The sequence below is a fragment of the Candidatus Magnetominusculus xianensis genome (assembly GCA_001541255.1).
GTDB lineage: Bacteria > Nitrospirota > Thermodesulfovibrionia > Thermodesulfovibrionales > Magnetobacteriaceae > Magnetominusculus > Magnetominusculus xianensis.
The window spans coordinates 1-17,048 of record LNQR01000124.1; the positions used below are offsets into that span (position 1 = coordinate 1).

15 protein-coding genes and 1 pseudogene are annotated in these 17,048 nt (G+C 43.5%); 7 read left to right on the plus strand and 9 right to left on the minus strand.

The window, feature by feature from the left end; all coding sequences use genetic code 11:
• Positions 1-737 (plus strand): hypothetical protein (locus tag ASN18_RS17320; protein ID WP_236861813.1); only part of this gene is annotated, 737 nt, incomplete at its 5' end.
• Positions 738-780: 43 nt separating this feature from the next.
• Here the strand turns inward: ASN18_RS17320 and ASN18_RS15380 are convergent.
• A complete protein-coding gene (locus ASN18_RS15380) occupies positions 781-1,212 on the minus strand; it encodes a cytochrome c (protein ID WP_085053668.1) in 432 nt (143 codons plus the stop codon).
• A 174-nt stretch (positions 1,213-1,386) separates the two neighbouring features.
• On the opposite strand from ASN18_RS15380, the pseudogene ASN18_RS15385 reads away from it, so the two are divergent.
• Together ASN18_RS15385 and ASN18_RS15390 are read left to right on the plus strand one after the other, a co-directional pair.
• Positions 1,387-1,643: pseudogene (locus ASN18_RS15385) on the plus strand (BrnA antitoxin family protein).
• A gap of 276 nt (positions 1,644-1,919) precedes the next feature.
• Positions 1,920-2,630, plus strand: coding sequence for a hypothetical protein (locus ASN18_RS15390; RefSeq protein ID WP_085053669.1), 711 nt, complete (start codon positions 1,920-1,922; stop codon positions 2,628-2,630).
• Positions 2,631-2,851: 221 nt separating this feature from the next.
• On the opposite strand, the gene ASN18_RS15395 is transcribed toward ASN18_RS15390, so the two are convergent.
• Positions 2,852-3,241, minus strand: coding sequence for a response regulator (locus tag ASN18_RS15395; protein WP_085053670.1), 390 nt, complete (start codon positions 3,239-3,241; stop codon positions 2,852-2,854).
• 267 nt (positions 3,242-3,508) lie between these two features.
• On the opposite strand from ASN18_RS15395, the gene ASN18_RS15400 reads away from it, so the two are divergent.
• From ASN18_RS15400 to ASN18_RS15415, 4 genes are all read left to right on the plus strand, one after another.
• Entirely contained in the window at positions 3,509-5,116 is a 1,608-nt protein-coding gene (locus ASN18_RS15400; RefSeq protein ID WP_085053671.1) for a methyl-accepting chemotaxis protein, read from the plus strand.
• Positions 5,117-5,295: 179 nt separating this feature from the next.
• Entirely contained in the window at positions 5,296-5,601 is a 306-nt protein-coding gene (locus tag ASN18_RS15405; protein WP_085053672.1) for an Hpt domain-containing protein, read from the plus strand.
• Between the two features lie 9 nt (positions 5,602-5,610).
• Entirely contained in the window at positions 5,611-6,582 is a 972-nt protein-coding gene (locus tag ASN18_RS15410) for a GGDEF domain-containing response regulator (RefSeq protein WP_085053673.1), read from the plus strand.
• Positions 6,583-6,597: 15 nt separating this feature from the next.
• A complete protein-coding gene (locus tag ASN18_RS15415) occupies positions 6,598-7,206 on the plus strand; it encodes a hypothetical protein (RefSeq protein ID WP_085053674.1) in 609 nt (202 codons plus the stop codon).
• Here ASN18_RS15415 and selB read toward each other — a convergent pair.
• The 7 genes from selB to ASN18_RS15450 form a co-directional block, all read right to left on the minus strand.
• Positions 7,195-9,072, minus strand: a complete 1,878-nt coding sequence (selB, locus tag ASN18_RS15420; protein ID WP_085053675.1) for a selenocysteine-specific translation elongation factor — start codon at positions 9,070-9,072, stop codon at positions 7,195-7,197. The two genes, ASN18_RS15415 and selB, sit on opposite strands and share 12 nt — an antisense overlap.
• 1 nt (position 9,073) lies before the next feature.
• Positions 9,074-10,429 (minus strand): TrpB-like pyridoxal phosphate-dependent enzyme, encoded by a 1,356-nt coding sequence (locus tag ASN18_RS15425; RefSeq protein ID WP_085053676.1) that lies wholly within the window; start codon positions 10,427-10,429, stop codon positions 9,074-9,076.
• Positions 10,430-10,672: 243 nt separating this feature from the next.
• Positions 10,673-11,035, minus strand: a complete 363-nt coding sequence (locus tag ASN18_RS15430; protein ID WP_085053677.1) for a response regulator — start codon at positions 11,033-11,035, stop codon at positions 10,673-10,675.
• A 230-nt stretch (positions 11,036-11,265) separates the two neighbouring features.
• Positions 11,266-11,670 carry a DUF5618 family protein gene (locus ASN18_RS15435; protein ID WP_157073045.1) on the minus strand — a complete coding sequence of 135 codons (405 nt, stop codon included), beginning with the start codon at positions 11,668-11,670 and terminating at the stop codon, positions 11,266-11,268.
• 110 nt (positions 11,671-11,780) lie between these two features.
• Positions 11,781-15,047 (minus strand): AfsR/SARP family transcriptional regulator, encoded by a 3,267-nt coding sequence (locus ASN18_RS15440; protein ID WP_085053679.1) that lies wholly within the window; start codon positions 15,045-15,047, stop codon positions 11,781-11,783.
• Between the two features lie 156 nt (positions 15,048-15,203).
• The gene (locus tag ASN18_RS15445; RefSeq protein WP_085053680.1) at positions 15,204-16,064 is read right to left on the minus strand and encodes a SphA family protein; all 861 of its coding nucleotides are present in this window, start codon (positions 16,062-16,064) and stop codon (positions 15,204-15,206) included.
• A 50-nt stretch (positions 16,065-16,114) separates the two neighbouring features.
• Positions 16,115-17,008 carry a proline iminopeptidase-family hydrolase gene (locus ASN18_RS15450; protein WP_085053681.1) on the minus strand — a complete coding sequence of 298 codons (894 nt, stop codon included), beginning with the start codon at positions 17,006-17,008 and terminating at the stop codon, positions 16,115-16,117.
• Positions 17,009-17,048 lie beyond the last annotated feature (40 nt).

Here is a 17,048-nt window from a genome sequence, read left to right on the forward strand (position 1 = left end):
ATATGGCTAGGGCTATGGATATGGCTAGGGCTATGGATATGGCTAGGGCTATGGATATGGCTAGGGCTATGGATATGGCTAGGGCTATGGCTATGGATATGGCTAGGGATATGGCTAGGGCTATGGCTAGGGATATGGCTAGGGCTATGGCTAGGGATATGGCTAGGGCTATGGATATGGCTAGGGATATGGATATGGCTAGGGATATGGCTAGGGATATGGATATGGCTAGGGATATGGCTAGGGATATGGATATGGCTAGGGATATGGATATGGCTAGGGATATGGATATGGCTAGGGATATGGCTAGGGATATGGATATGGCTAGGGATATGGCTAGGCATTTTTTATATTCCCATCGAAAAATCGATGGGAATATGTTAATCCCTCTTTGGATTAATACAATATTATTTATTCTTCACGTTGCATCAAAAAGAATGGCTGAATATGTGGGTATTAATATTAATCTATCGAAGCAGGAGTTTATTGACCTTTATGACCGTATTAAAACAGACGAAGGGGCAATTGAATATTTCGAGAGTGAATGCGGGGCTGTCGATGATTTGAGAAAGGATGAGATAAAGGAGTGGTTGAATACTTCATATTCACCGCGCGTATTGATGGAGTTTGTTGTCAAACATACCACATACAAAGAGTTCGACCCTGAACTGGCGCTTGAACCTTATCACACGTCTATAAAGGAATTCATTAACCGGGCTGAGAAAAATAAGGAGTAACTCCGCCTCATGCCCAATCAATGCCCATCGCTTGGAAATGTGTTTACTGTTTAAATGTCTTGTGGCAGTTGATGCAGCCGTCGAGGAGTTTCTTTGTAATAGATAACATCGCGTCTTTGTTTTCCTTGCGGGCGGCCTCTGCTAATTTCTCTAAGTTATGGTGGAATTCCTCGTCCAGTTTGACAAACTCGCCGATGCGTTTCTGGTTTTTTGGTATTTTTACCTTACCTGAGTGAATGCCTTCATGTGTTTTTTCACGTGTTCCGTGCATCGGCTCAAGCGCGTTGACAACCCTGCTGCCAGAACCAACGGCAACAGCAGAGACTATCTCCTTAAACACCCCATCTAAAATCAACATCTCATCGACAAGCGGGTTATCCCCAACCGCAGCCCCCGCGCTCAACACATGAAAGCCGCCAGTTAATAAAACAAGTAAAACCAAACCAATCCAAACGAATCTTCCTCTCTCTTTCATATCAAACCCCCATTGAAAATAATTTATCAGGCAATCGCCGCATGTATCATACCATAAATTCGACAGATTGACATTAAATATTCCACCTGCATATAATTGATTATTAAGCAGGATACCCTTCACTCGATGGTGGAAAGTCGGCAAGGGACATGAGTAAAAAGGAGAGAACAATCTATGAAGAGAAAATTAAAGAAAATACCGGCCTTTAACACCGAGGATGAGGAAAGAGAGTTCTGGAGTACCCACGATACGACAGATTATTTCGACTATGGCAGAGCAGAAGCGGTAGTGTTCCCAAATCTGAAACCATCGACGAAATCAATATCTTACCGGAAGCGCTTACCGAGCAGCTAAAAATGCTGGCTAAAGACGTTCCTTATCAATCACTGATTAAAATATATCTTGCGCAGAGTGCAGAATTTATGAAATGACCAAAAAGGGCAGACGTATGCAGACACAGCCTGTAATGTTAGCTACTGGCTATCAGCATTATACCACATATTTCTTTCAGTATCCCATCAAATAATACACCGGCAGATAGGAATTCATTCCATATTAAATGGTATATAAATACATATCTAAAATATCCAAAAATAATAAAAAGCCTATAAAATCACATGGTTATATTATTATTTCATCTGGCATGAAAATTGCGATTATACATGTGAGGACTTTCCTCTGAAATCACTTTTTTTAGGGAGAAGAAAATGGCTGAACAAACTTATGAAATTACGCTTAAGGATCTATTAATTAACAAAGGAGCAGCAACTGCATCTGGTAAAGTAACTAATGTTTTAGCAGCAACTTTGTTCTATCCAAGTGCTGGTCGTGGAGAAGTAGGAACTATTAAAACCATTCCCATAGTGGAAAATCAAAAAATTGATTTTACTACAAGTTCTTTTAAAAGTAGAATCATTGCCAAGGAGAAAATATCTGGAGATACACTGATAGAAATAAAAATTACTCAAACAATAGAGCTTACAGATATGGAAAAATTTGTAGTGAAGCTATTACACAATGTTTTTGGTGCTGGTGCTAAAGTTGCGACAGAAACAATTTTAGCTGGTGTTACTGCTGGCATAGGAAATGTGTTGTTAGGCGCTGTATTAAACACGAGTATTGATGAGTTACTTAAAAAGATGTTTGATGAAAATTATAAACAAATTAATATACTTGGAGAGTGTTGCATAGAGTTGAGTGCCTCAGATTTACAGATTGCAACTGCAATCACAAAAGGTACAACTTTAAGATGTCCTAAAGATATAGTTGTAGTAACGAATATGCAGACTGGCGGGCTAGAAACTTATTCACCAACACAAGCACCAAGGGATTTAGATGATGATACTAAATATACAGATGAAATAGCTGTTAATGAAGGTGACAATGGATTTATAAACATACTAATAACTCCTGTATAGTAAAGTTAAAACCGCCATAAGGAAGTCTGACCTTGTGGCGGTTGTTTTGATTTGCAGTTAAGCGCAACTGCAAGGATAAATGCATTTCAGCAGAACATGACTAAGGGCATGGCTCAATAGAGCGGGCGGTTTTGGAGAAGGCGTATCAGTCTGCTTTCTTTTTGTATACGACTATGTACGTCTTTGCAGATGGGGGAAAGGATTCGTGCTGGTTCAGTATTTTATGTGATTTTTTCGATGAAAGGTCTTAGTTTTTCATAAAACGTCTTTTCGTCTATCGTTTGTGACAGAGCTGGTTTCATTATATAACCGGTTACGGCGGCCTTGACACATGCCAGGACGCTTTCCTTGTCCTGCTTTTCGGTTAATATTACAAACGGCGTTTCCTTTATCACAGGGTTTTCTCTTACCTTTTTTAGTATCTTAAGTCCATCTACATAGCCGCTGTCCCAGTCGCTTATTATCAGCTCATATGTAATATCAGAGTCAATTTTTTTAATCCCTTCTACATCATAGTATGCCTTGTCTATCTCTATATCAGGAAAGTTCGCTTTTAAATATGCCTCAAGGTCCTTCTGCAGCGACCTGTAAAATGAGATTATCAATATCATGCTGTGCCCCTCATCATGCTACGAACCACATCATACCACGCCCCTCCATTTGAGATTACTAATGAGAAGTTACAAAAATCCCGTTTGTATTGTCAAGAGAAATATTTCACCCAATATGTCTATGCTCATATGTCCTGTCCCATATCAAACTGAATTGGATGTGTCCATGAATTCACACTGAATTGCTGCACTAAATTCATTATAATTGCAAAATAAAAAGAGGAATGATATGATACGGCTATAACGAGCTCAAAAAGGAGGCTACTTGTGAATAAAGGAATAAGTCTGTCAGTAAAGCTCTATGGAGCTATGGTCTTTATATGTGTTGCACTGATAGTTGTTGGCATTGTATCTCTCCTCAGCCTTAATTATGTCGCAGCAAGTTTTACGAGAACTATGGAAGTGGAAGGCGTTCAAATGGAAGTCGGCATGGAGGCTCAGATACAGCTTGGCAATGCTGTACATAGTTTTAAAAACTACTTATTAAGAAAAAATAGCAAATATATAGATTCTTTTCGTGAAGCCGTATCCAATATGAGGAAAGAAGTAGAAAAATATGAAAAATTAGCCGATGAGGAAAGTGAGAAAACTGTTGTCAGAGAAGCAAAAGAACACATCGTCAATTATGAAAAATCAATCGACATGCTGGTTGCCGCCCGTGCACAGAGTGATGATATAGCAGCCGTAGATAAACAAATAAAAGGAGTTGACAAACCTGTAGAAGCTGCCCTGAAAAAAATGGACAACCTCGCTATGAAGGCCCATGAGGATAAAAGGAAAGCCACGCAGACTGCCATATCCAGGATACAAACAGTTATTATAACTACCACTATTTTAGCATTGGTATTAGGGGTTTTATTCACTAGCATGTTAATCCGTAAAATACTAAAGGCAATTTTAAGTCTGAAAGAAACAGCGGAGAGGGCGTCAGATGGCGACTTAATGGTGGACGTACCAATAGTCAGTAACGATGAAATCGGAGAACTTGCACATGCCTTTAATACCATGTTGAGGAGTATGAGGAGTATCATCGGTAAGATATTTGAGGGAATCCACTTGCTTACTGAAAATGCGCAAGAGTTGACCTCGACAATGAAAACGATATTGCGCATGGTTGAAGAGCAAACAAGCAAGACCGAGCAAATATCCACATCCTCGACACAGATGTCTCAAACCGTTCTGGATATTGCAAAAAATGCCTCGGATATGGCCGAATCAGCAGCAAACACGCTGAAGGTCGCAGGCAAAGGGTCATCCGTAGTGACAAAAACTGTACACGAGGTTCAAGAGATATCCAGTACTGTCCTGTCGCTATCCAATGTTATAAACTCACTGGGAGAGCGTTCAAAGCAAATCGGCGATATTATAAGCGTCATAAAAGACATAGCAGACCAGACAAACCTCCTTGCCCTGAACGCTGCTATTGAGGCTGCCAGAGCCGGGGAACAAGGCAGGGGGTTTGCTGTTGTGGCAGATGAGGTCAGAAAACTTGCCGAGAGGACATCTACATCGACAACAGAAATCAGCTCAATGATTAATTCAATTCAGGACGAAACACAAAATGCCATAAAATCAGTACAAGATGGGACAATAAGGGTGCAATCTGGTGTAGAACTAGCAGAGCAGGCAAACATATCATTAAACGAAATAGTGGAAACAGTGAAAAATCTCCAGTCAATGGTCCAGCAAATAGCTACCTCAACAGAGGAAATGTCTACAGTCTCAGGAACAATATCCGAGGACATCATCACTGTGGCAGGGATTTCCAGTGAAACCTCCAGCAACTCACACAACGTATTAGCATCCGTGGATAAACTATCAGGCCTATCTGCGGAGCTGCGAGATATTGCAGGGCAATTTAACATTGGAACATAAGGCGCTGCTCATCACGGAAGATACTTAACATTACAAAAATCTCCCCAAAACCTAAAACTGGTGCCATAGCTGGTGGATTTAGGTTTCTTTCTAAACTTTAAAATATTACAAAGTTTATGGTAGATTATATGACTAATAGAATAGAACTACTCGTTTATATTATTTGGAGCGGAGGCTTGATGGCAGAAGACACAATAATAATAACTATAGATAGTGAACTTGCCGAACTTATCCCGGGCTATCTTGCTAACAGGCGCGATGACATCAGGAAAATGATCCTGGCCATAGATTCCGGGGACTTTGATACAATTCGTGTGATAGGACATCAACTGAAAGGTTCTGGTGGTGGTTATGGATTTGATTTTATTACCGAGGTAGGGATGGTCATTGAAAAGGACGCAATGGAGAAAAACTACGAGGAAATAAAAAGACATATCACGGCTCTCAGTGATTATCTTGACAGACTGGAGACAGTCTATGAGTAGGGGGATATTGTGTCGATACTAATAGTCGAAGATTCAGATGATATATGCTTGATTATGAACCGACATTTAACGAAAATTGGATATAAGAATATCCTGCTAGCAGCTTCTGCTGAGGAGGCATTCGATATCATAGGTTTAGATAAAGGTGACAGCGGGATAAACAAAGATGTTGAGCTTATACTTATGGATATAGGTCTGCCGGGGCTTGACGGCATCGGGGCGTGCAAAAAGATAAAATCAAACCACTGGTATAATGATGTACCTATAATCATGGTAACTGGCGACACAAGTGTAATATCGCTTGAAAACGCATTTAAGGCAGGGGCTATTGATTATATTACAAAACCGGTAAAGATGATAGAGCTGCGGGCACGCGTGGATTCGGCGCTGAAACTAAAGAATGAGATGGACAGGCGTAAGGCACGTGAAATAGAGCTGGAGGCATTGACACGCCAGCTTAAGGAGGCCAATCGAATCCTTACCAATCTGTCTTATATTGATGGACTTACTGGGGTTGCCAACAGGAGATATTTTGATGACTACTCCGAACAGGAGTGGAAAAAGGCATTCAGAGGGCATAATTTTATATCTGTGGTACTAGTTGACATTGATTTTTTTAAACAGCTTAACGACACGGAAGGTCATCTATACGGTGATGATTGTCTCAGGCGTGTAGCGGGTGCATTGAGCGATGCACTGAGACGCCCTGGGGATTTTATCGCTCGCTATGGCGGTGAGGAATTCGTCAGCGTCCTTCCTGATACAACATTGGACGGGGCAGCCCTCATAGGCGAGACGATGCGCACAAATGTAAACAGTTTAAACCTCTGCTTTGCTCAGTCAAAGACTGTGACTGTAAGCATTGGGATTGCTGGAATGATACCAGATAAATCAAGAACCCTTCAATGGTTGATTTCTGAGGCCGACCGTGCCCTTTACACGGCAAAAAAATCAGGTAAAAACCAGGTCAAGGTTTTTTAAACCGGAGGATTTATAATGCTCAGGAAATATATTGTGATTTTTCTTAGTGCGGCACTTATCCAGATTCTTTTTAGCGGTACTGCCCTGGCTGGGGCAAAAGAAAGCACAGCCTCACTGCCAGTAGGCGGCACAAGAGAGATGTGTACCTATACGGCGAAACAAGCCAGACTTGGTCAGCATAAGGCAGTCATTTTGGAAAACGCCGCTGTTGACACCAAAGTTGAAAAGACAGAAAAGGTAACCAATTTTTTAAACGAACTCAAGGGCATTATTAACGCAGCCGTATTAAAATCCCTTCGCGACACTGGCAGGTTTCAGACTGTTACCACAAAAAAGACTGAGATTCCAGATACCTATAAGTATCTTATTTGCAAATCTGATTCAGCCATTATTTATTCAAACACCCGTGAGGCCAGTTTTATGGCTGGCTACGGCGCAGGAAAGAGTAAAATAATCATGGTCTTATCGATAGAAGACCCCGAAAGCGGCGAGATACTCCTTAAGTACACGGGCTGGGGCAATATGTACGATGACTTTGGCCAGTCAACAATAGACAAACTCCGCACCGACATCGTCGATATAAGCGGCTATTTCACAGGGCTTGTAAAGGGTTTACCCGACTAAAATCTTTCTCATGCTGCCAACGCGCATAGTGATCTTTTTCCCGTCGAGATGTTCCAAAAAGGGTAGGGCGTATTTTCTTGTCGTACCTATTATCTCCCTGAATTCTGAGACAGTTATTTCCTTCTTAGCCTTTGCGAATTCCATGACAATGCCAATAATTTTATCATACGCGCCTTTATCTACATATAATGAATCATTTATTCTAACAAGAATGCCTTCTTTGGCAAGCAGTTTTAGTATATCCTCAGCCTGTTTTTCTTTTATCGAAAATGCAGCGGCAAGTTCTTCTTTTGATGGTGGCTGAAACTCTGACAGTCTTAACGTATCGATGATTTTTGCTTTAATACCCTCGTCGATTTGTGTCAAAGACGGCCTGAAATCATTCAGGTGTATTAACTCTTTATCAATAATGACTTCGTTAAATGTGCTTAGAATCTTATAAAACACCTTTACGTCTATTTGCTTAAACAGCCAGCGGAGTTCTTCCTTTGACATGCCAGACTGAAGCGGGTTTCTGTGATGATATGACCGTAAGTGAGTTATTACTGCTTCGTGTAATTGATTGATAGAGAGACTGTGGAATAATGTCTCATTTATCTCAGTAACCAGGCCATTTTTTTTCAGTGTTTCAATGGCCTTGTCTGTGATTGCTATGTCCTGAACTGCCCAGGCGTAGAGTTTTTTTCTAAGGATACCTTTAAGTGTGCTATCTTTGATTTTCTCAGCAAGTCTTGACATTATATCTCCGGTTAAATAAATATCAAAAAAGGCGTCGTCGTCTTTTTTTCTCCTTAGCGGTGGGGTTGGGTCAAGGACAAGCCCGCCCCCTATGGTGTCGACGGGCGAGAGGCGTCTGATTATAAATCGATCTCCTGCCATAGCGATAACAGGCTGTTTAAGGCGCAACTGGCAGAATGCGGACTCACCAGGCATGAGCTTCTCAACACGATATAAGATAACGCGCGCTGTTGTCTCAGACGTACCGGCATGAAAATGAACGCTTGCCCTGTTTTTCAACTGTTTGGCCGTTTTAAGCAATCTGACTTCGGCATTCAGTCTGTCTGTGGCGGCAATGGTCTCGCCGTGCGTTACGACATCACCCCTTTTTATTGCATCTTTATCGACGCCCTGCAAGTTCACAGCAATACGCTGCCCGGCAAGACCGGTCTTAACGGCCATGTTGTGGCTGTGAAGTCCGCGCACCTTTGTTCTTATCCCTGAAGGCAGAATTTCAATCACATCATCTGCTGAAATCCGACCGGAGATAGCTGTGCCTGTGACCACAGTACCAAACCCTTTGAGTGTAAACACCCTGTCGATGGGCAGACGAAAGATTCCATCGGGTGATTTGGGGGCTGTCAGAAGAGCCGTAATCTGGATCTGAGTTTTGAGCTTATCGATATTATGACCGCTCTTTGATGACACGGCAATTATCGGCGCTCCATCAAGGAAAGTCCCCGCTGTGAAGTCCTTTACCTCCTCCACTACGACTTCCACAATATCCGGTTCAACGAGGTCAGTCTTCGTAATTACCACAATACCTGCCCTTATGCCAAGCAGATTACAGATTGCAAGGTGTTCTCTGGACTGGGGCATAACGCCCTCATCAGCGGCTATGGCAAACAGGACAATGTCTATGCCTCCTGCCCCGGCAAGCATATTTTTAATCAGCCGTTCATGTCCGGGGACATCCACAATGCCGACAGTCAGACCATCGAATCTGAGGTCTGCAAAGCCGAGGTCAATAGTAATACCACGTTCTTTTTCCTCTTTCAGCCTGTCGGGGTCTACGCCTGTCAGTGCCATGACAAGGGAACTCTTGCCGTGGTCGATGTGTCCTGCCGTTCCTAAGATAACGTGCCGCATGTTAGTCAATGACTGGAAGCCGCTGCAGGGCTTCTTTTATCTTATCTTCAGGAAACGAGCAGTCGATTATCTTACCTTCGAGAAAGTCAGAGTAGGCAGTCAGATCAAGATACCCGTGACCGCTCAGACTAAACACGATGGTCTTTTCTTTGCCTTCTTCTTTGGCAAGGAGTGCCTCGTCTATTGCACACTTAATCGCGTGTGAACTCTCAGGGGCAGGGATAATCCCCTCGCTTTTGGAAAATAACAGGGCTGCCGTGAAGACCTCCGTCTGGTGATAGGCGCGTGCTTCGATAAGCCGGTCATGCGTAAGCTGCGACACAAGCGATGAGTCGGCGTGATACCTCAACCCACCGGCATGAATCCCCGGCGGTACGAAATCATGCCCCAGTGTGTACATCATAAGAAGCGGCGTGAGGCCTGCCGTGTCGCCGTAGTCATACCTGAACTGTCCTTTGGTGAGGGTAGGGCAGGACTCCGGCTCTACGGCTATTACTCTAAGTTCCCTGCCGTGTATCTTGTCATAGAGGAATGGAAAACTCAGTCCGCCAAGATTACTCCCCCCGCCGCAGCAGGCTATGACGATATCGGGATAGTCACCGGCCAGCTCAAACTGTTTCTTTAGCTCAAGCCCTATAACTGTTTGATGCAGGAGGACATGATTGAGGACTGAACCGAGGGCATAGTTTGTGTCTTTATGTGTGGCTGCATCTTCGACGGCCTCGCTGATGGCGATGCCGAGGCTGCCGTGGCTATCAGGGTCTTTTTCGAGGATAGCCCTGCCGGAGTTTGTCAACGTGCTGGGACTTGGGTAAACGGAGGCCCCCCATGTCTCCATCGATATGCGCCTGTAGGGTTTTTGGTTATAGCTGACTTTTACCATATAGACGGTTATCTCAAGGCCGAAGAACACACCAGCCAGAGATATGGCTGCGCCCCACTGACCGGCGCCGGTCTCTGTGGCTATGCGTTTGATACCGGCCTGTTTGTTGTAGTATGCCTGAGGGATAGAAGTATTGGTCTTGTGGCTTCCGGAGGGGCTTACGCCTTCATACTTATAGTAAATTTTGGCCGGTGTGTCAAGCGCCTTTTCAAGCCTGTGTGCACGGTAAAGCGGAGACGGCCGCCACAGGGTGTAGCAATCTAAAACCTCTTCAGGGATAGTAATCCAGCGCTCCTGGGTGACCTCCTGCTCGATAAGCGCCATCGGGAAAATGGCCGAAAGGTCATCCGGGCCGACCGGTTTTTTCGTTGCCGGATGAAGCGGCGGCTTTGGGATAGTCGGCATATCGGCCATAATATTGTACCACTGCCTGGGTATGTCATTGTCCTCTAAGATTATCTTTGTACGTTTCATCTGACCTCCATTCAATTTGACACGGCATACTCAGAGAGTTTAACCAATTTTGTATAATAGTGGCAATGGTTATCAGGGCAAACGCTTTAGAAACTTGCCTCTCCTGATAGGGGGAGTCGAAAACCTTCCCTACCCCCTATCAGGAAAGCATTGGTCGAAGCTAAAAGTATAGGCAATTACTACCTAATTATTCAAATGTGTTTGCCCTGCCCAAATATCATAAGCCCAAGAAAGTATCAGGGTTTATTTAACAAACGATGAGATTGTATCCAGAAGCGCCTTACAGCTTATTGGGTTTGCAACATAGGCGTCACATCCTGCATCGTATATACGCATCTCAGTTCCTCTGTTTGTGTAGTCTGTAATGGCAACCACATTTATATGTTTTGTCGTATCGTCCTGCTTCAATTGCTTTGCCGCGCTCAGGCCGTCATTCAGGGCGTGGAGGTCTATGTCCATCAACACAAGTGCCGGTTGTTGCTCTTTGGCAATTCTTATTCCATCGCCAGCGTTTGACGCTGCAAGCACCGTGTAGCCCGAACGCCGAAGTATCTCCGATACAAGTTTCCTGTTTAAGAAATCATCTTCTACCACCAGAATTTTCATTAGTTTAAAATCCTCCCCAAAGATGCCGCTGTCTTACGCCACACCAATTTGTATTTATTTTCTCCTCCCCTGAAAAATGTCAGTCTATAATAACTGACAGTCTGTTACACTTCTGTTACAGATTGGTTGTTGATTAAAAAAAGAGTGGAAAGAGTTTTAGTTATAATCATGTAGTATATGCAGCAGGAGGTGCCTATGTCTGTTAAAGAGTGGTGTATTTTGGGGCAAGCTTAGGGTAGCAACTTCTTAATGAATGCCTCGGCTTCCTTCATGAAGTCTTTGACTGCACTAACGTGAGTAAACAAACCTCTGTAATATCCGGCGATGTGCAGGGCTTCATAAAGGCTGTCAAATTCCCTGACGAGCTTGCCGTTATTTACTGACAGGTGCTTCTTTATGGCTGCCATATACCCATCTACGGACTTGGGAAGTTCTTTGCGGGTAAGGCCTTTCTTGATTAGAGCTTCGTTAAGGGCTTCCAGTATGGCAAGGTAAGCAGTGCCAAAGGCTTCACGGACTGGTTTTTTATCGAGGTAAATATTATCCTCGATAGCCGCGCCTTTTAACAGCCCTTTGGCGTTTTCCATGTACCGGAACGCCTCACCTTCTTTATATACCTGCTTATCTGACCTCATATTCTATACTGGCAGTTTCTACATCTGAATGTCAAGAAATGTGAACTCAAAATTGCGCCCTCAGACTTCCCCATACTACATACACTGTTATTTGTCAAAACCATATGTACTCATTTAACTTTAATTATCGAATCAACGAGTTTTATAGTCTCCGCAGATGGACTAATACCCAGTTGCGTCTCAAATACGTGCTTACATTGATTGTATAGTGTAATCGCCTCCGGTTTCAACCCGGCCTTTAGATAAAATGCTATCGTGCGCCTGTAGCACTCCTCTCTGAGATTGTCTGCCTCTATCGCCGACTTATAGCACTCTATGCCTTTGTCCCATTTACTAATACATTCGTAAAATGTCCCTGCCTTGCAGCAAATATTGACAAACTCATCTCTCAGTTGCTCTCTATGGTGAGCTGCCCAGGTCTGGTCCTGGTCGCCCGGAAGGAAGCTGCCTTTATATGTGTTTACGGCCTTACTGTAAAGTCGATATATGTTTTGTTCGTTGTTTGGTACGGCTGGCGTCTGCCTGAACTCATTCGCAATATCCTGCAATGCCCATATGTCTACCCAGCAGTAGTCGTGATTAATTGATATATAGCTGTCAGACGAAATGATTATGTCATATTCAGTGCTGAGCAGTTTACGCAGGCGATGGAGCGTTGTGCGATATGACACTGCCGCCGTATCGCCGTTTGCATCAGGCCACAATACGTCAGACAACTGTGTAATGCCGATTGCTTTTCCTCCGAGGGCGATGACTGCCTTCAACATTTCTAAGGGTTTCTTTTGGGTTTTGCCAGAAAACTTGACAGGCCTGCCGTCTATCTCTATGGCGAATCGTCCAAGCGTATAGATTTTTAATGGATATGGCCAGTTCTCATGCTTATAGTCACCGGGGGTAATCTCATGGTCTCTGATCATTTTATTGATGAAATCAGGTTCGATATTTCTTTCCATGGCCGCCTTGCATAGACGCGCCATGGAGCTTTGCAGGAAAAATGTAAATCTCAACCCCATTGTCCTGGAAATATTAATGCATTCTATAAATTTATTAATGAAATCTTCTTCGTCATTTTCGTACACTGATATCAGGTTTTCAAGCATTGAACAGTTATACGTGGAGAGTATACTTCCAGAAGCAATGCCGTTTTTTATGCTCTCTTTTATATGAAGCCTTGCCTCATCATAACGCCCGGCTTCCGTTAATACATATGCGGCTATGTATTCAAAAATCCCGATAACTAAAGTAAGGCCAGATTCTATTATTAACTGCAAATTTACTTCAGCGTGTTTGATAGCTGATAGGTAATTGCCCTGGCTGAGGGCTACGAGCGAGGCCACATTATGATAGTATATCCGTCCATAACACTGCACGCTGTTCAGGGCGGATTCCATTTTATTGAGATATTCTTCCGCTATTTTATTATCTCCGATAGCGAGTGAATTATAAATACCCGTACCGTAAAACATTGAATCCAGCATGTGTATATCATATTCCTCAGCAAGTTTCAGCCCTTCCTCTACAAGTCTCCGTCCCTCTCTGAATGAAGCAGTATAAAAAAGATAGAGCGCCTTCGATCTAAAGAACATTAACTTTGCAAGGATATGTGCTTTTGTTTTTTCAATAATTGGAGATAATATTTCTATTACAAAACCGGCATCATATATCTTGCCGGTCCAGAGATAGTAAAGAATGGCAGTGTGCCCAAGAGACATAAGCTGCATGAGGTTTTGAGAGCTGCGTAGTATCTTTAATGCCTGTTCTTCCCAGTAGGGCATGTTTGGATGTGTTGGCTGCCTGAACATAAGCGCCGAGAATATGCTGATAGTTAACCGCTGCCTCAGCTCAGTTGAAACAGCCTGTGTAGGGGAAACATGTTCTGGGAATTCATTTGGCGCGGTCTCAATCTTATATCGTTTCGCCATTGTATGGAATTCATGAATCCAATTATTAAGAGGGTGGAAGTCCTTCCATTCATAAACATATGTATCTACGATGGCGCAAAACGTGGAAAATAATCCCTCGGGGTCATTTATCGATTTGAATTTCACATACGCAGTCTCAAGATTTTTACGCGCCTCATCAGGGTTGGATTGTAGCTTGTTCATACCCTTCCAGTAGAGCAGCCAGGGCTGGTCTTTGAGAAAATCACTGGGGATAGCGGCAAACCATTTAACTAACAAAGCGCCTCTTCCCTGTGCTATCATCGATGGGGTGTGCTTAAGCATCAGAGATGAGAGCCTTTCAATGTCTGACGTGTCTATGCAGAGTTGGGCCGCTGTCTCAAAATGCCCGTTCTCTTCTAAAATATCCACAGCGCGGCGCGCTATTTCGGCTTCGTGCTGCTTATTAAAATAATCTTTGGCACGGATTCGTAAAAAATCTTGAAACAGGTCATGATATTGGAACATAAGCCCAGCGTCTGTCTGCTTTTGAGTAAGAAAAAACTGGCGGTGTTTCTTCGATAATATCTTATGGGTCTGCCCACAGCCGGTTAACTTTTCCGCCATTGGAAGACTGAATTCTCTGAAATACGCGGTCTTAAGCAGACACTCCCGCTCGACTGGTTCAGTCTGTTCCAATATCGCAGTGGCAAAGTAGTCAAAAACTGCCTCATTCGTACCCGTGCCTTCAATATTGGAAATAAAAGATGCGATATCTCCCCTTTCGATTGCCAAAGTCAGTCCTGCCGCCCAGCCGTCCATTTTCTTGTGCAACTGCCTGATTGTATCCTCCGGCACTTCAGATTCAGTCGAAAGCCTTACCAGCTTTACAGTATCATCAAGGGTAAATAGCAGATCATTCCAGTCAATCATGCCTAAAGCATCGTTTCTCCTGATTTCGGCATATTCTATTGGAGGCTCACCCCTGCTTATTACGACAACGGCGAATCCCTCGGGCAGCAGGGAGAAAATACCCCTCGCTATAACGTCATGAACTATTGAATCAGCATGGAGATTCTGATAGTTATCGAAAACGATTATAAAAGGGGAGGGCGAACCGGCAGAGTTCAGAGAATCTTTCAGCCCTGCGAATAACTGTTTAAAATATCTCACAGCGAAGCCCTTAACATTGTTAAAATATTCAGAGGTAAACTCCGGCAGTTCTGTTTTAAGCGGCAGGGTTGTAACGGCAAGGGTCATATAATAGAAAAAAGAGGTGGCATCGATGTCCATATCGTCCATATGATACCAGATAAAGGGATTGGCTCGGCTCTTAAGATAGCTTGCAGCCAATGTGGTCTTCCCTGAGCCGCCCGGGGCCGATACCCAGACGACCTGTTTTTGCAGGGATTTATCTAAGATGCGAAAACACGATTCCCGCTCTACCACCCTGTCAAGGTCAGGTGCGGTTATCTTTGCTAATACTGCTGCAGCCATATCTTTACTACCTCCATGTCAAACACATTAGCTGTTTCTATTATAACTTATACATGCCTTACATCTTGATTACATATAGATTACAGATTGATTACAAAATAAAAAATATTTAATTTATTTTAACATGCCAAACCTTATGTCTCTGAGAAAATCCCCTTAAAATAATTTGTACCCCAGCCTCGCATAAACAGTGTAGCCCTGAGCGGTATTTTTGGCAGCGAAATCGCCAAGACCGACAACAAGTGCGCTGAATCTTCCCGATGCCCACATAACCGACGGTCCGGCCTGAAAAACCTGCACGGCGGTGTTGGGGTTTCTTATGCCGTTAGTGTGACTGTCTGCCCCAAATGTGGCGTTTAGATGTGCCCCAAGCATCAAATCCGGCCTGACAAAATAACCGGTATAGCTTTCGATTATCGCTGAATTTCCTTCTCTTACACCTGTATCCTTGTTTTCTGTACTCATATTGTATTTGAAAGTAAGCTCTATATCTAACTTGTCAATTTGTTTAGCTGCAACTACGCTTGGCATAAACTGCCACACATTTTTCCCCATGTTTGCAGCCCTGTTCTTATTGTATGAACCGGTTGGGGCGACGAGGTAAGAGCCAGCAGCAACATATGTCCCTGTAGATTTGTCATCTACGAGCCAATAGCCAGCTACAAACATTGCATCACCTATGCCCGCATTTGAGCTGCCAGAAAGCTCAGTTGTCCCCACTGGAAGCAAGCCGCCTACTGTAAGCGCATTGCCAAACAGGGATTTATTAAACCAGCTAAGCCTTATGGTGGTCTGGTAGAGCCTTGCGCCGAGGTCGTTTGTGGATGTGGTGCCGGAGCTGTCCTTGAGCTTTGCTGCCGAATAAAACCCTGGATATAAAAGGAAATAGAGCTCATTGGGCTGCGTTAAAAGCCCCATGTTGTTTTCAAACGGGTCTACGGCCTCACAATTAACCACAAACGACATTGTTATAAGCATGACAAAAACTATGACAACTAACATTTTTAAGACCTTCACTTTTAAACCCTCCTAATTGTAACGATTATAGACCGCAACGCGGTATTAGTCTAATTGCCGGCCTCGTTTTCCCTGAGAAAACCCCTGACCGCCTCCAGATATGCCTCTGTCTGTTCCAGATGATGCATGTGGGAGGCTTCGTTTAATATTATTGTACGTGCCCCAGGTATTTTATTGTTATGAAACGCTGCTTTATCAAAATCTGGATTAACACACTCGTGAGCGCCCCATGTTAGTAGAACTGGAACTTTGATGTCTCCAAGTTTATCTGTTATGTCAAAGTCTCTAAGATTACCTGTGAAGTTAAATAAACTTTGGCCTATCATATGATTAAAGAAGGCAGTGTTTTGCTTTCCTATACTTCTGTAAAGACATTCTGGCCATGTATCAACGCGGCAGTAAACTTGTCTAAGAAATGTTGTCTGGGCCTTATCTAGCTGGTCTTGTGTGAATTTGGATGTGTCATTGCTGCGGGCGAAACGCAGGACTGTGCGGTGTTCTTCAGGCATCAAGTCAATGGCGCAGGCGATATCGTCATTCATTATCGCACCATTTAACATCGGGCCAGCAAGTATCATTGTTTTTATCGCATCACACTTGGCCTCAAGAAGACATGATACGACAATGGCGGCAGCGAATGAATGCCCTAAGGCGTGGCATTGCTTTAGTCCAAGCGCTGTACAAACCTGTGCAAGCTCACGGCCAAAGTATTCAACACACCATCTCGATGGGTCATTACTCTTGCTGGAGTTCCCGCAGTCTGTTTGATCGTAGAAGATAACAGGGCGCTCATCGGCAAGTCCATTTAAAGGTTCAAGGTAATCATGGGAAAACCCAGGCCCGCCATGAACGACAATTAGTGGAATCGCCCGATTATCAGCGCCATATATCTTGTACCATATCTTTCCGCCATCAATATCAAGATACCCTTCTTCTGTTTTCATTCTAACCTCCTGTACATTTATTTTAAGTAAATATTTATTC

Bases quoted from the DNA above. Each gene is read 5' to 3' on its own strand.
- ASN18_RS15380 (WP_085053668.1), bottom strand. From the start codon at position 1,212: ATGAAAGAGAGAGGAAGATTCGTTTGGATTGGTTTGGTTTTACTTGTT.
- ASN18_RS15390 (WP_085053669.1), top strand. From the start codon at position 1,920: ATGGCTGAACAAACTTATGAAATTACGCTTAAGGATCTATTAATTAAC.
- ASN18_RS15395 (WP_085053670.1), bottom strand. From the start codon at position 3,241: ATGATATTGATAATCTCATTTTACAGGTCGCTGCAGAAGGACCTTGAG.
- ASN18_RS15405 (WP_085053672.1), top strand. From the start codon at position 5,296: ATGGCAGAAGACACAATAATAATAACTATAGATAGTGAACTTGCCGAA.
- ASN18_RS15415 (WP_085053674.1), top strand. From the start codon at position 6,598: ATGCTCAGGAAATATATTGTGATTTTTCTTAGTGCGGCACTTATCCAG.
- selB (WP_085053675.1), bottom strand. From the start codon at position 9,072: ATGCGGCACGTTATCTTAGGAACGGCAGGACACATCGACCACGGCAAG.
- ASN18_RS15425 (WP_085053676.1), bottom strand. From the start codon at position 10,429: ATGAAACGTACAAAGATAATCTTAGAGGACAATGACATACCCAGGCAG.
- ASN18_RS15430 (WP_085053677.1), bottom strand. From the start codon at position 11,035: ATGAAAATTCTGGTGGTAGAAGATGATTTCTTAAACAGGAAACTTGTA.
- ASN18_RS15435 (WP_157073045.1), bottom strand. From the start codon at position 11,670: ATGAGGTCAGATAAGCAGGTATATAAAGAAGGTGAGGCGTTCCGGTAC.
- ASN18_RS15440 (WP_085053679.1), bottom strand. From the start codon at position 15,047: ATGGCTGCAGCAGTATTAGCAAAGATAACCGCACCTGACCTTGACAGG.
- ASN18_RS15450 (WP_085053681.1), bottom strand. From the start codon at position 17,008: ATGAAAACAGAAGAAGGGTATCTTGATATTGATGGCGGAAAGATATGG.